Here is a 13,199-nt window from a genome sequence, read left to right on the forward strand (position 1 = left end):
GGCCGGTTTTGGCCTATCTGCCTTGAAAACAAGGGGGAGGGCAAGCCCAGATACGGCGCGATTCAGGCGGTTCGCGGCCATGGGCGGGCATTTGCCTTGACTTGATGCCCTGCCCGACACACTTCGCTGGCATGACCCTGCTTCTGTCCTTCGGCCACGGCTATTCCGCCCGCGCCCTGACCCGCCACCTGCTGCCCGAGGGCTGGCAGGTCCATGGCACCACGCGCAGCGAGGAAAAGGCCCGGGCGCTCGCCGCCTCCGGGGTGATCCCGCACATCTTTCCGCGTGCCGACCTGACCCCGGTTCTGGCGCGCGCCACCCATGTGCTGATCTCCGCCGGGCCCGATGCCGAGGGCGATCCGGTGCTGCGCGAGATGCGCGAGGCCTTCGTTGCGGCCGCGCCCCGGCTGGAATGGGTGGGCTACCTCTCCACCACCGGGGTCTACGGCGATCACGCGGGCGGCTGGGTCGACGAGGCGACGCCGCTGACGCCCTCCACCCGGCGCGGCCAGTGGCGGGCCGGCGCCGAGGCCGAATGGCAGGCGATCCCCGGGCTGCCGCTGCATATCTTCCGGCTGGCGGGGATCTATGGCCCGGGCCGTGGCCCCTTTGCCAAGGTGCGCGCGGGCAAGGCGCGGCGCATCCTCAAGCCCGGGCAGGTCTTCAGCCGCATCCACGTGGAGGATATCGCGCAGGTCCTTGCAGCCTCCATCGCGCGGCCCGATCCCGGCGCGGTCTACAACCTCTGCGATGACGAGGCCGCCCCGCCTGAGGACGTGATCACCTACGCGGCAGGGCTGCTCGGCGTCGATCCGCCGCCGGAGGAGGATTTCCGCACTGCCGAGATGACGCCCATGGCGCGCAGCTTCTATGCCGAGAGCAAGCGGGTGCGGAACGACCGTATCAAGGAGGACCTGGGGGTGCAGCTGCTCTACCCTGACTACCGCAGTGGGCTGAAGGCCCTGCTGGAGGAGGAAGACCGCGCAGCGGGCCCCTCGCCGACGAATCCATGAAACCGGATGCGCTCCAGCGCGTTGGCTGTCCATGAGCTCCACCGAGATGACATATGCCCCTCCCACGGCTGCGACCCGCGCGGAACCCGAACTGCGCAGCCTGACGGACATCCTCGACGCCCTCGACCGCATTGCAGGCGATGCGCGGGTGTCGGTCCGCGATATCCTCGACGAGATGGGCGTACGGTCGTTTGCGCCCATCCTGCTGGTGCCCTCGATGATCCTCGTCTCGCCGCTCTCGGGGATTCCCGGGCTGCCGACGCTGGGGGCGCTTTTCATCTTCCTGCTGACCGCACAGAAGCTGATGGGCCGTTCCCGCACTTGGCTGCCGCAGTTCTTGCTGCGCCGGACCGTGGATGGTGCCAAGTTCGGCCGGGCCATCGACTGGCTGCGCAAGCCCGCGGGCTGGATCGACCGGCGCACGCACCAGCGGCTGTCGCTGATGGTGCGGCGCCCGATGAGCATGGTGAACATGCTTGTGATCATGGGGATCTGCGTGATCATCCCCTTCCTTGAGGTGCTGCCGATGGTGACCTCGATCTTCGCTACGGCGATCACCTTCTACGCGATCTCGATGCTGGCGCGGGACGGGCTCTTTGCCGTGCTCGGGCACATCTGGTCGGGGGCGGCGCTCTTCGGGATCTGGTGGCTGGTCAGCACGGGCGCCGGAGTCTGAATGCCGGAGTCTGAGTTGCGTGTGAACCGCTGACGGGGTTCTCGGCCGTGAGGTCGGATGCCTCCGGCGGGGATATTTGGGAGCGAAAGATGAAGGGGCCGTGGCCCCCTTTTTGTTGCGTCAGGCGCGGGACTGAAGCTGGGCGACGCCGAGGGTGTCGAGGACCTTGGCCTCGATATCCGAAGCGTTCAGCTTCGCCACGGCGTACATGTCCGCGGGGCTGGCCTGGTCGATGAAGATGTCGGGCAGGACCATGGAGCGGTATTTCAGGCCGCTGTCGAAGACGCCTTCCTCGGCCAAAAGCTGGGCCACGTGGCTGCCGAAGCCGCCGATCGCGCCTTCCTCGATGGTGATCAGCGCCTCGTGGTGGCGGGCGAGTTGCAGGATCAGGTCGCGGTCCAGCGGCTTGGCAAAGCGGGCGTCGGCCACGGTGGCCCTGATGCCGCGGGCGTCGAGCGCCTCGCAGGCTTTCAGCGTCTCGCCAAGGCGGGTGCCGAAGGAGAGCAGCGCCACGCGGCTGCCCTCGCGGATCATGCGGCCCTTGCCGATTTCCAGCACCTCGCCGCGTTCCGGCATTGTGACGCCTTCGCCCTCGCCACGGGGGTAGCGGAAGGCGATCGGACCTTCGTCATGGGCGGCGGCGGTGGCCACCATGTGGACCAGCTCCGCCTCGTCCGCGGCGGCCATCACGGTGATGCCGGGCAGGTTGGCGAGGAAGGCGGTGTCGAAGCTGCCCGCGTGGGTCGCGCCATCGGCGCCCACGAGGCCCGCACGGTCGATGGCGAAGCGCACGGGCAGGCGCTGGATCGCCACGTCGTGCACGATCTGGTCGTAGCCGCGCTGCAGGAAGGTGGAGTAGAGCGCGCAGAAGGGCTTGAGCCCGCCCGCCGCGAGGCCCGCGGCAAAGGTCACCGCGTGCTGTTCCGCGATGCCCACGTCGAAGAGCCGCGAGGGGTATCGCTCGGCAAAGAGGTTGAGGCCGGTGCCATCGGGCATGGCCGCGGTGACGGCGCAGATCCGGCTGTCCTCGGCGGCTTCCTTCAGCAGGCTCTCGGCGAAGACCTTGGTGTAGCTCGGCGCGTTGGAGGGCGCCTTGTGCTGCTTGCCGGTGAGCACGTCGAACTTGGCCGTGGCGTGGCCCTTGTCGTCGGCCTTCTCCGCCGGGGCGTAGCCCTTGCCCTTCTTGGTGATCACATGCAGCAGGATCGGCCCGGTCGCCCGCGCCTTGACGGTGCGCAGCACCGGCAGCAGCTGCTCCATGTCGTGCCCGTCCAGCGGGCCGACATAGGAGAAGCCCAGTTCCTCGAACAGCGTGCCGCCGACGGTAAGGCTCTTCAGCAGTTCCTTGGCGCGCTTGGCGCCTTCCTGGAAGGGGGGAGGCAGCAGCGAGACGGCGCCCTTGGCGGCGGCCTTGAACTCCTGGAACGGGGCCCCGGCATAGAGCCGCGACAGGTAGGAGGAAAGCGCGCCCACCGGCGGGGCGATCGACATCTCGTTGTCGTTCAGGATCACGATCAGCCGCTTCTTCAGCGCGCCGGCGTTGTTCATCGCCTCGAAGGCCATGCCCGCCGACATTGCCCCGTCGCCGATCACCGCGATGGCGTCGCCCAGGCCCTCGGGCACCTGTCCGCCCAGATCCCGCGCCACGGCAAAGCCGAGCGCCGCCGAGATCGAGGTCGAGCTGTGCGCGGCGCCGAAGGGGTCGTAGGGGCTTTCCGAGCGCTTGGTGAAGCCCGAGAGACCGTCCTTCTGGCGCAGGGTCCGCATCCGGTCGCGGCGACCGGTGAGGATCTTGTGCGGGTAGGACTGGTGGCTGACGTCCCAGATGAGCTTGTCGCGCGGGGTGTCGAAGACCGCGTGCAGCGCCACGGTCAGTTCCACCACGCCGAGGCCCGCGCCGAGATGGCCGCCGGTCTCGGAGACGGCGGCGATGGTCTCGGTCCGCAATTCGTCGGCGACTTGGCGCAGCTGCGCGTCGCTGAAACCCTTGAGGTCGGCGGGGATCCGGACCTTGTCCAGAAGGGGCGTCTCGGGTGTGGTCATGTCAGCCTCCGGGGCCTTTTCGCGCAAGCTGCGTCAGCTGTCGCGCGAGATAACGAAGCGGGCCGCCTGCCGCAAGCTTTCGGCGGCCTCGCCATAGGGGGCGAGGGCGTCGCAGGCCTCCTGCGCCAGGGCCGCGGCCCGCGCACGGGCAGGCTCCAGTCCCAGCAGCGAGACGAAGGTCGCCTTGCCGGCGGCCGCGTCCTTCTGCAGCCGCTTGCCGGCGGTTTCCTCGTCACCCTCTACGTCCAAGATGTCGTCCGCGATCTGGAAGGCAAGGCCCATGGCGCGCGCATAGGCCGCGAGCGGCGCGGGATCGGCCCCGGCCATGACGGCGCCTGCACAGGCGGACCATTCGAAGAGCGCACCGGTCTTGCCGGCCTGCAGCTCGGTGATTTGCTCCAGCGTCAACGGGGTCTCGGCGGTTTCGGCCGCGATGTCGAGCTCTTGCCCGCGCACCATGCCGCGCGCGCCCGCAGCCCGGGCGAGCGCGCCCACGAGGTCGCCCCGGCTCGCGGCGGAGGCCGCCAGTTCGAAGGCGAGGCTCTGCAGCGCATCGCCGGCGAGGACGGCGGTCGCTTCGTCCCATTTCACGTGCACCGTGGGCTGGCCCCGGCGCAGGTCGTCGTCGTCCATGCAGGGCAGGTCGTCGTGGATCAGCGAATAGGCATGCATCGCCTCGATGGCGGCGGCAGCCTTCAGCGCCTCGGCGCGGGGCACGTCATGCAGCCGCGCGCTCTCCAGCACGAGGAAGGCCCGCAGGCGCTTGCCGCCCTGCACGCCATAGCGCATGGCTGCGCCGACTTCGCCCGGGGTCTCCGCAAGGGTGGCGTCGAGAAAGCCTGCGACCGCGTCAGCCGCCTGCGTCAGGGAGGTGCGGAACACTCACAGCCCCTCGACCGGTTTCAGGCCCGCGGGGTTGCCCTCGCCGTCGAGGGTGATCGCGGCCACCTTCTCCTCGGCTTCCTTCAGCTTGGCCTCGCAGCGCTTCTTCAGCTCGGCGCCACGTTCGTAGAGACGGATCGATTCCTCCAGCGGAACGTCGCCCCGCTCGAGCCGGCCCACGACGGTTTCCAGCTCTTTCATGGCATCCTCGAAGCTCATTTCGGCGACGGGGGTCTGCGCGGTCTCGGTCATGATGCGTCCTCGGTCTGGCGGTCGCGCGCACCATAGACGCCACGGGGGGCGGGTTCAATCGGCCCCTGCCGTGGCGGATGGGGGCTGCCGGTTGACCGCCGTCCGGCGACAGTCCAATGATCACCGCCATGACCGACTTCATCCGTCCGACACAGGACAGCCACCCGAGGATCGCCGAGGCCCTGCGCGAGGGGCTGCTGACGCTCTGCGTAACCGATCCGGCCCTCACGGGCGCCCATCCCGGCGAGATGCTGCGCTTCGTCCCCGGCCGACGGGTGGTCTTCGACGGCACTCTCGACGGGCGGCCCGCGATCTTCCGCATGGCGAAGTCGGACCGGGACGCAGAGGCCTTCGCCGCCGAATGGCAGGAGCTCACCCGCGCCGCTGCCGCCATGGCGCAGGGCGCAAGTGCGGTGAACCGCCCGCTGGTGCTTGGCGCCGGGGGGCGCGTGCTGGCCGTAGAGCATGTCGCAGGCCGCCCCCTGCTCGACCTGCTCTGGTCCTCCGGGACCGAGGACCGCCTGCGCTGGTGTGTCCGCGCCGCACATTGGCTCGCAGGCTTCACCGGTACGACCGAGGCGCGGGCCCCGATCAATCGCGGCCCGTGGCGCACCTGGGCCGAGGAGGCGGCGGCAAAACAGACCCACGCCGAGCTGGCCGAGATCGAGGGTCGCGTGCTTCAGAAGATGAAGAAACTCTCCCGCGGGCTGCGCGAGGCCACCTGGCGCACGGCGATCTGCCACGGGGATTTCCACCCCAACAACCTGATCGCCGCCGGGGACCGGCTCACCGGCATCGACCTCGGTGGCTCACGCCGGGCGCCGATCTACCGCGACATCGCCCGCTTCCTGACCCACATGGCCCGCCGCGGGATGCTGCCGTCGGGCCAGCGCCGCTTTGGCGTCGACGCTGCCGCCTACGAGGCCTTCACCACCGCCTTCGCCATGGACGAGGAGGAGGCCACCCGCATCCTGCCCTACCTGATCTGCTACGAATGCCTTGTCCGGGTCGAACATCCCGACATGTCCCGCGACCGCATCACCCACGCCCGCACCATGGCCGAGGGCCTCTTCGACGACCTCCGGCAGATCGCCTGATCATCTTTCGCTGAAAAATATCCTCGGGGGGAGTCGCGGCACGCGACGGGGGGCAGACAGCCCCCCTTCCCACGCCCGCCGCAGGCGCAACTCCCGGTTCTGGCCCCCGTTCGGCCCCGCTCGCCCCTCAGTCCGGCGCCAGCATGTACCCCGCGCCGCGCACGGTCTGCAAATAGCGCGGCTGCTTCGGATCGGACTCGATCTTGCGCCGCAGCCGGGTGATCTGCACGTCCACCGCGCGGTCCTGCGCCGGGCCGCCATCGCGCCCCGTGGCCCGGCCGAGGTCCTCGACCAGCTGCGCCCGGGTGATGGCCTCGCCGGGGCGCGCCGCGAAGAGCCGCATCAGCTGCGCCTCGGTGGCGGTCAGCCGTACGAGGTCCTGCCCCTGCCACAGCTCGCCGCGGTTGATGTCGTAGCGCACCTCGCCCAGGTGCAGCACTTTGGGCACCTCCGCCGCGGCGCTGTCGCGGTCCGGCATACGGCGCAGGATGGCGTTGATCCGCAGCAGCAGTTCGCGCGGCTCGAAGGGCTTCGACAGGTAGTCGTCCGCCCCGGCTTCCAGCCCGGCGATCCGGTCGTCGGTCTCGCCCCGGGCGGTCAGCAGCAGGATCGGCGTCGCCATCCGGCGGCGCAGGTCGTTGGTCAGGGTCACCCCGTCCTCGCCCGGCATCATCACGTCCATGATGATCATGTCGAATTCCAGCCCCGCCAGCAGGCGCCGGGCATGGGCCGCGTCGCGGGCGGCCGAGACGAGGAAGCCGTTCTTCTTCAGGAACCGCGCCAGCAACTGGCGGATGCGCTCGTCGTCGTCGACGATCAGCAGGTGGGGGGCGGGATCGCTCATGCCGCACCCTCCCGCAGGGCCGCACAGAGACGGCGCATTTCCGGATCCATCATCGCGTCCAGCACCTGCCGGAAGCCGGCCACGGCCTCGGGCCCGGCGGCACGGTAGGCGGCGCGCATGTTGCGGCGCTGCGCGTCCGAGAGGCGGTGTTCGAGGTCGGTGCCCTGCGGCGTCAGGTAGAGGTGGCGTTCGCGCTTGTCGACGTTGCCGACGCGGCTCTCGACGAGGCCATCCTCGATCAGGCTGCGCAGCACGCGGTTCAGCGACTGCTTGGTCACGCCGAGGATCGCCAGAAGGCGGTTCACGTTCATGCCGGGGTTCCGGGCGATGAAATGCAGTGCCCGGTGATGCGCCCGGCCGTAGGCCAGCCCGTCGAGGATCTGGTCCGGGGCGGCGGTGAAACCGCGGTAGGCAAAGAACATCGCCTCGATGCCCTGGCGCAGCTGTTCGTCGGTCAGGAAGAGCAGGCTTTCACCCATGGGAACCTCTGACATGACCACCTCTCTTCGTTCACAAACTGCCCAAGTGCCGGGCATCTTACGTCAGCGTTATTGACATTCCAAGAGCGAACTGTTAGCGACTCGCCCGTTCCGCGCAACTTTATGACCGGTTTCGGCTTTGGTTTCGCAATTTTCGCAAAGCGTAGGAGAGTGTCATGGCTGGCGCATATGATGATCGTGACGGCAAGATCTGGATGGACGGCAAGATGGTGGAATGGCGCGATGCCAACGTACACCTGCTGACCCACGCGCTGCATTACGCCTCCTCCGTCTTCGAGGGCGAGCGCTGCTACAACGGCAAGATTTTCAAGGGTGTGGAGCACTCGGAGCGGCTGCGCAAGTCGGCGCAGATGCTGGACTTCGAGATCCCCTACTCGGTCGAGGAGATCGAGAAGGCGAAATACGAGATGCTGGCCGCCAACGGCTGGACCGACGCCTACGTGCGGGCCGTCGCCTGGCGCGGCGCGGGCGAGGACATGGGTGTCTCGGCCAAGCGCAACCCCGTCCGCCTCGCCATCGCGGGCTGGGAATGGGGCAACTACTACGGCGACGCCAAGATGAAGGGCGCCAAGCTCGACATCGCCAAGTGGAAGCGCCCCTCGCCGGAAACGATCCCGGTGCACGCCAAGGCTGCCGGTCTCTACATGATCTGCACCATGTCCAAGCACCAGGCCGAGGCCAAGGGCTGCTCGGACGCGCTCTTCATGGACTACCGCGGCTACGTGGCCGAGGCGACCGGCGCCAATATCTTCTTCGTCAAGGACGGCGAGGTGCACACGCCCAAGCCCGATTGCTTCCTGAACGGCATCACCCGCCAGACTGTCATCGGCATGCTGGAGGAGCGCGGCGTGACGGTGCACGAGCGGCACATCATGCCGGAGGAGCTGGAAGGCTTCCAGCAGTGCTGGCTGACCGGCACCGCGGCCGAGGTCACCCCCGTGGGCCAGATCGGCGACTTCACCTTCGAGGTCGGCGCCCTGACGCAGGAGATCGCACAGGCCTACGAAGAGCTCGTGCGCCGCTGATCCCGGCGGGAGAATGTGACGAAGGGCGGGCCCTGGCCCGCCCTTTCGCGTTTCGGGGTGTCGGTCACCTGCGCACCCCAAACCGTCGTGTCGGGCGGGGCCCGTCTTGCGTGGCCGGGGTGCGCGCACCCCGCCCGGCCCTCAGCCTGCGAAGGCCGGACCTGCCCCCCCTCAGCCCTTGCCCATCTCGCGCGCCTTCCTGCGGGCGGCCTCCAGCCCGGCGGCGACTTCGCGCAGCAGGGGCCCCTCCTGCATCCGGGTCAGCCCGGCGGCGGTGGTGCCCGCGTAATCCACCATGTCCTGCACCCGCACGGCGGGCGTGGGCCCCTCCGCCATCATCTCCGAGGCCGCGCGGAAAAGCTGCCGCACCGCCCGGTCGGCCACCCCGGCGGGGGCGCCCTTGGCCCGCGCATAGGCGGCCATGCTCTCGGCGAACAGCGCCACGAAGCCGGGCACCGGCCCGGTGATCGCGGTGAAGACGTCGATCAGGTCCTCGTCGTCGACCTCGTCGCTCAGCCCCAAGGCCCCGAACAGCGCCGCCGCGCGCGCTGCATCCTCCCGCGTGGCGCCGGGGCCGGGGAGGAAGGGCGAATAGGCCATCCGCTCCGCCGCCGCCGGGCTGCTCATGGCGCGGATGATCCGCGCCCCGCCCGACTGCGCCGCCAGCCGCGTCACCGGCACGCCCGCCATGACCGAAATCACCAGCTTGCCCGCTGCCGCTATGTCGATGCCTGCGTAGAGCGCGGGCGGCAGGGACAACACGACCGTGTCACAGGCCGCCACCAGCGCGGCCACATCCGCCGTCACGGTCACGCCCCGCCGGGCCTCCCAGCCCGCCCGGCTGCCGGAGCGGTTTGCGAGCCAGAGCTGGTCCTCCCGCAGCGCCCCGCTCTCCAGCAGCCCGGTCGCGATCGCCGCGCCCAGCATCCCCGTTCCGCCGATGATCCCGACCTTGCCGTCCAGTGCCATGACCTGCTTGCTCCCTTCATCTTTCCAAAAATACTCTCGGGGGGAATTGGCCCGCAGGGCCAAGGGGGGCCGACAGCCCCCTCCCTCTCGGCCCATCCCTTCAGACCCAGTCCGCGCCGCTGAGGATCTCGCGGTAGTCCCGCCCGCTCTCCACCCGCAGGCCCATCTCGCGCAGCGCTGCCATGTCGCGCCGGTCGCGCCGGTCCGGTCCGCGCCCCGGTTCGCGCAGGATCACGCCCGCGATCCGCCCGGGGTGGCGCCGAGCCGCCTCGAGGTAGACATGGGGATCATGCTGCCCGGTGTCGCCCACGAGGACGAAGCGCCGGTCGGGATGGGCCGCGAGGATGGCGTCGATGGCGAGCGACTTGTGATCGCCCCGCTTGCGGTTCAGGAACCGGCGCGACGTCAGGCCGAAATCCCGCAGGAAGAGCGGCCCGCGCGGCGCGCCGTGGCGTTCCAGCACGCGGGTCAGGAAATGGTGCAGGTTCCACGGCGAGGAGCTGACGTAGAACACCGGCCCGCCGCCCTCTGCCAGCCGGGTCAGCAGTTCCACCGCGTCGGGGAAGACATGGCGGGTCAGCGCGTTGCCGGTCAGCGAGGTCCAGAGATTGCGTACCAGAGAATAGGCCCCGGTCTCCATCACCGTGTCGTCGATGTCGGTGATCACCGCGATGCCCGGCCCCGGTGGCGGCACGAGGGCCTCGACCGTGGCGGCGCTGGCGGGCTGGCCCGAGACCTGCGCCGTGACGCCGTGCCAGCCGGTCTCGTTCCCGTTGCGGGGCAGGCGCAGGGTGAAGTAGCCCTCGCTGTCCGTCACCGTCCGCTCGCCGTCGGCCTTGACGACGACGTGGGCGACCTCGTCGGTGAGGAAAAGCGCCAGCATCTGCAGGAAGTTCACCCAGCGGCTCTGCTCCGGCTCGGGGGCGAAGCGGCGCAGGGCCGACAGGACGCGGCCCCGCAGGATCAGCTCATCCGGCGTGGCGTACCCCAGGTAGGGGTCGATGACGGGTGGCCCCTCTGGTGGGGTGCCCCGGGAAAGACCGATCCGGCCGAACAGGAATTCGGCCGGATACCAGAGTCGTTTGAGCAACTTGATCAGGCGCATGCGCCTTGCGCTATATCAGCCCGGAGACATGCCCCGCAAACGTTCAGAACGCCGCCGCAGGATTTCCAGCGTCGCCAGCAGGCAGATCGAGATCGCAACCAGCAGCGTCGCCACCGCGAGGATCGTGGGCGAGATCTGTTCGCGCAGGCCGATGAACATCTGCCAGGGCAGTGTTTTCTGGCCTGCGGAGCCCACGAAGAGCACCACGACCACCTCGTCGAAGGAGGTGATGAAGGCGAAGAGCGCGCCAGAGATCACCCCGGGCAGGATCAGCGGCATCTGGACGCGGAAGAAGGTCGTGACCGGATCCGCCCCCATGTTGGCCGCAGCGCGGGTCAGAGAGTTGTCGAAACCCACCAGCGTCGCCGTCACCGTGATGATGACGAAGGGAATGCCGAGCGCGGCATGCGCCAGCACCACGCCGAAGTAGGTGCCCTGCAGCCCGATGCGGGAGTAGAAGAAATACATCCCCGCGGCCGAGATGATCAGAGGCACGATCATCGGCGAGATCAGGATCGCCATGATTGCCCTGCGGAAGGGCACATGCGGCTGGCTGAGGCCGATGGCCGCCAGCGTGCCGAAGCCGACCGAGAGCAGCGTCGCCACGGGCGCGATCTTCAGCGAGTTCCACATGGCGGCCTGCCAGTCGGAATTGGTGAAGAAGTCCTGGTAGTGCTTCAGCGAATACCCGTCCGGGTCAAGCCGCAGCATCTCGGGCGTGAAGGTGAAGAAGTTCTCGGCGTTGAAGCTGAGCGGGATGATCACGATGATCGGGGCGATCAGGAAGAAGAAGATCAGCCCGCAGATCACCCGGAACGCGTAGTACCAGATGGTCTGACCCGTCGTGGCATAGGGAGGAAGTGAACTCATATCTGATTACCCCAGCTTCACGTTGTCGATGCCGACGATCCGGTCGTAGACCCAGTACAGGAGCAGAACGACCGCCAGCAGGATGGTCCCGAGCGCCGCAGCCAGACCCCAGTTCAGCGAGCTGGAGATGTGGTAGGCGATCCGGTTCGAGATGAATGTGCCCGTCGTCCCGCCGACGATTTCCGGCGTGATGTAGTAGCCGATGGCGAGGATGAAGACGAGGATCGACCCTGCGCCGATGCCCGGCACCGACTGCGGGAAGTAGACCCGCCAGAAGGCTGTCCAGTTGGTGGCCCCCAGCGATTTCGCGGCCCGCAGGTAGGTGGGCGGGATGGTCTGCATCACCGAGTAGAGCGGCAGGATCATGAAGGGCAGCAGGATGTGGGTCATGGCGACGATCGTGCCGAACTGGTTGTTCATCATGATCAATCGGTTGCCGTCATCCACGAGGCGCAGCCAGACGAGGATGTCGTTGATCACCCCCTGCTGTTGCAGCAGCACCTTCCACGCCGAGGTCCGCACGAGGAGCGAGGTCCAGAACGGCAGCAGCACGAGGATCATCAGCAGGTTGGCCGTGCGCATCGGCAGGTTGGCGAGGATCCAGGCCACCGGGTAGCCCAGCAGGATGCAGCTGAGCGTGATGGTGACCGACATGAAGATCGTGCGCTTGAAGAGGATGCCGTAGATCCGCTCGTTGTCCGGGCGCATCTCGACCCCTTCGGGCGTCAGCTGCATGTCCACGGCGTTCAGGAAGTAGCCCGGCGTGTAGCGCGGCGCATAGGTCTGGATCACGCGCCAGACCTGCGGATCGGCCCAGTCCTCGTCCGCGTCGAGGAACTGCTCTTGCAGGTCCACGGTCTCGAAGGAGGGCGCGGCGGCCGCGGCCTGCTGGATACGCTCGGACAGGCCGGACACCGGCGGCTGCGCGGCAAGGTCGAGGTAGAGCATGGTGAAGAGCAGGTCTTCGATGTCTTCCTCGGCCGGGTCGTCGCCCTCGGTGTCGAGGTAGGCGGTCCAGCGGTCCCATGCGGAGGCGGTCATCGGCAGCGCCTCGCGGGTCGCGTCGTCCTCCATCATCGAGACCCAGCTGGCCGGGTCTTCCCAGCTCTCGTCAAGGTCGGTGAACTGATCCGTGTAGGTATCGGTGTCGAAGCGGCCCACGGCGCGGCCCGTCTTGCGGAACAGCGAGGAAACACCCGTCAGCTCGTAGTTCAGCCGGGTGCCGAGCCGCGTGTGCAGCTTCTTCTCCTCGGCGAAGAACATGTCGGTGTAGAAGGCCGGCCAGATCGCGTCGGGCGGCAGATCGGAGGCGGTGTGATCCCAATCCGCCAGCACCTCGACCGTTTCGGGCAGGGTATCGGCCACGATGTCGTTCTCGACCGAGCGGAACAGCATGTCCGCGATCGGTGCGATGAAGGTGATCAACACGAAGATCAGCAGCGGCGCGATCAGCATCAGCGCGCGCAGCTTCTGGCGGCGCAGGGCCCGGTTCAGGCTGCGTTTCAGCGGCGTGCCGTCGGCGGCCAGCATCGGGCCGTCCTGGGTTGCATCGCTCATCAGACGCCCTCCACTAGAATGATGTCACTGTCCGAGGTGCGCCGACGAATTTCGGCAACCTCTTGATATTCGGGGAATAGAAGGCGCGTTTCGCGTCCTCGAAGCTCGGGAACTCGATCACGACATGGCGGTCCTTCACGGGCCCTTCCGGGGCCTCGCTGGCACCGCCGCGAATGATGAAGCGGCCCCCATAACCCTGAAGGATCGGCGTGTCCCGTTCGACGTACTCCTTGTACGCCTCCGGATCCCTCACGGTGATATGGCCGATGATATAGCCCTTGGGCATGTATTTCCCCTGTTGATGCGGCCCTCTGACGGGGCTTGATGCGGGGAAGGGGCCGCGGGGGCCCCTTCCGGTCGTGTCAG

Annotated in this window: 13 protein-coding genes and 1 pseudogene; 4 read left to right on the forward strand and 10 right to left on the reverse strand. The window is 68.3% G+C overall.

What is annotated here, in order from left to right:
- Positions 1-131: 131 nt before the first annotated feature.
- Together ACX9MO_RS08880 and ACX9MO_RS08885 are read left to right on the forward strand one after the other, a co-directional pair.
- Positions 132-1,013: an SDR family oxidoreductase gene (locus tag ACX9MO_RS08880; RefSeq protein WP_462214269.1), complete on the forward strand. Its 882-nt coding sequence runs from the start codon at positions 132-134 to the stop codon at positions 1,011-1,013.
- A gap of 31 nt (positions 1,014-1,044) precedes the next feature.
- Positions 1,045-1,689, forward strand: coding sequence for an exopolysaccharide biosynthesis protein (locus ACX9MO_RS08885; RefSeq protein ID WP_222490680.1), 645 nt, complete (start codon positions 1,045-1,047; stop codon positions 1,687-1,689).
- Between the two features lie 120 nt (positions 1,690-1,809).
- Here ACX9MO_RS08885 and dxs read toward each other — a convergent pair whose 3' ends face one another.
- The 3 genes from dxs to ACX9MO_RS08900 are packed head-to-tail and all read right to left on the reverse strand — an operon-like array spanning position 1,810 to position 4,866.
- The gene (dxs, locus tag ACX9MO_RS08890; protein WP_462214270.1) at positions 1,810-3,732 is read right to left on the reverse strand and encodes a 1-deoxy-D-xylulose-5-phosphate synthase; all 1,923 of its coding nucleotides are present in this window, start codon (positions 3,730-3,732) and stop codon (positions 1,810-1,812) included.
- Between the two features lie 33 nt (positions 3,733-3,765).
- A complete protein-coding gene (locus ACX9MO_RS08895) occupies positions 3,766-4,614 on the reverse strand; it encodes a polyprenyl synthetase family protein (protein WP_462214271.1) in 849 nt (282 codons plus the stop codon).
- Complete coding sequence (locus ACX9MO_RS08900; RefSeq protein WP_222490678.1) at positions 4,615-4,866, reverse strand: exodeoxyribonuclease VII small subunit; 252 nt, start codon at positions 4,864-4,866, stop codon at positions 4,615-4,617.
- 128 nt (positions 4,867-4,994) lie between these two features.
- On the opposite strand from ACX9MO_RS08900, the gene ACX9MO_RS08905 reads away from it, so the two are divergent.
- A complete protein-coding gene (locus ACX9MO_RS08905) occupies positions 4,995-5,963 on the forward strand; it encodes an aminoglycoside phosphotransferase family protein (protein WP_462214272.1) in 969 nt (322 codons plus the stop codon).
- Positions 5,964-6,090: 127 nt separating this feature from the next.
- Here the strand turns inward: ACX9MO_RS08905 and ACX9MO_RS08910 are convergent, their stop codons facing one another.
- Both ACX9MO_RS08910 and ACX9MO_RS08915 read right to left on the reverse strand, forming a co-directional pair.
- Positions 6,091-6,807: a response regulator gene (locus tag ACX9MO_RS08910; protein WP_462214273.1), complete on the reverse strand. Its 717-nt coding sequence runs from the start codon at positions 6,805-6,807 to the stop codon at positions 6,091-6,093.
- Entirely contained in the window at positions 6,804-7,301 is a 498-nt protein-coding gene (locus tag ACX9MO_RS08915; protein WP_222490675.1) for a MarR family winged helix-turn-helix transcriptional regulator, read from the reverse strand. Before ACX9MO_RS08915 ends, ACX9MO_RS08910 begins: the two co-directional genes overlap by 4 nt.
- 161 nt (positions 7,302-7,462) lie before the next feature.
- Between ACX9MO_RS08915 and ACX9MO_RS08920 the strand changes: the two genes are divergently transcribed.
- Positions 7,463-8,332, forward strand: a complete 870-nt coding sequence (locus ACX9MO_RS08920; protein ID WP_222490674.1) for a branched-chain amino acid aminotransferase — start codon at positions 7,463-7,465, stop codon at positions 8,330-8,332.
- Positions 8,333-8,503: 171 nt separating this feature from the next.
- On the opposite strand, the gene ACX9MO_RS08925 is transcribed toward ACX9MO_RS08920, so the two are convergent.
- From ACX9MO_RS08925 to ACX9MO_RS08945, 5 genes and pseudogenes are all read right to left on the reverse strand, one after another.
- Positions 8,504-9,301, reverse strand: coding sequence for a pyrroline-5-carboxylate reductase family protein (locus tag ACX9MO_RS08925; RefSeq protein WP_462214274.1), 798 nt, complete (start codon positions 9,299-9,301; stop codon positions 8,504-8,506).
- Between the two features lie 100 nt (positions 9,302-9,401).
- On the reverse strand, positions 9,402-10,406 hold the full coding sequence (locus ACX9MO_RS08930) for a phosphatase domain-containing protein (RefSeq protein WP_222490672.1): 1,005 nt from the start codon (positions 10,404-10,406) through the stop codon (positions 9,402-9,404).
- A gap of 15 nt (positions 10,407-10,421) precedes the next feature.
- Positions 10,422-11,267 (reverse strand): annotated as a pseudogene (locus ACX9MO_RS08935) (ABC transporter permease); the annotation flags it as partial.
- A 15-nt stretch (positions 11,268-11,282) separates the two neighbouring features.
- Positions 11,283-12,833 carry an ABC transporter permease gene (locus ACX9MO_RS08940; protein WP_462214275.1) on the reverse strand — a complete coding sequence of 517 codons (1,551 nt, stop codon included), beginning with the start codon at positions 12,831-12,833 and terminating at the stop codon, positions 11,283-11,285.
- Between the two features lie 13 nt (positions 12,834-12,846).
- Positions 12,847-13,119, reverse strand: a complete 273-nt coding sequence (locus ACX9MO_RS08945; RefSeq protein WP_462214276.1) for a DUF1330 domain-containing protein — start codon at positions 13,117-13,119, stop codon at positions 12,847-12,849.
- Positions 13,120-13,199 lie beyond the last annotated feature (80 nt).

This window comes from Pseudooceanicola profundus, from assembly GCF_054919315.1.

Coding starts and splice junctions, on each gene's coding strand:
- dxs (WP_462214270.1), bottom strand. CDS start 3,732: ATGACCACACCCGAGACGCCCCTTCTGGACAAGGTCCGGATCCCCGCC.
- ACX9MO_RS08885 (WP_222490680.1), top strand. CDS start 1,045: ATGAGCTCCACCGAGATGACATATGCCCCTCCCACGGCTGCGACCCGC.
- ACX9MO_RS08915 (WP_222490675.1), bottom strand. CDS start 7,301: ATGTCAGAGGTTCCCATGGGTGAAAGCCTGCTCTTCCTGACCGACGAA.
- ACX9MO_RS08880 (WP_462214269.1), top strand. CDS start 132: ATGACCCTGCTTCTGTCCTTCGGCCACGGCTATTCCGCCCGCGCCCTG.
- ACX9MO_RS08925 (WP_462214274.1), bottom strand. CDS start 9,301: ATGGCACTGGACGGCAAGGTCGGGATCATCGGCGGAACGGGGATGCTG.
- ACX9MO_RS08905 (WP_462214272.1), top strand. CDS start 4,995: ATGACCGACTTCATCCGTCCGACACAGGACAGCCACCCGAGGATCGCC.
- ACX9MO_RS08920 (WP_222490674.1), top strand. CDS start 7,463: ATGGCTGGCGCATATGATGATCGTGACGGCAAGATCTGGATGGACGGC.
- ACX9MO_RS08940 (WP_462214275.1), bottom strand. CDS start 12,833: ATGAGCGATGCAACCCAGGACGGCCCGATGCTGGCCGCCGACGGCACG.
- ACX9MO_RS08945 (WP_462214276.1), bottom strand. CDS start 13,119: ATGCCCAAGGGCTATATCATCGGCCATATCACCGTGAGGGATCCGGAG.
- ACX9MO_RS08900 (WP_222490678.1), bottom strand. CDS start 4,866: ATGACCGAGACCGCGCAGACCCCCGTCGCCGAAATGAGCTTCGAGGAT.
- ACX9MO_RS08930 (WP_222490672.1), bottom strand. CDS start 10,406: ATGCGCCTGATCAAGTTGCTCAAACGACTCTGGTATCCGGCCGAATTC.
- ACX9MO_RS08910 (WP_462214273.1), bottom strand. CDS start 6,807: ATGAGCGATCCCGCCCCCCACCTGCTGATCGTCGACGACGACGAGCGC.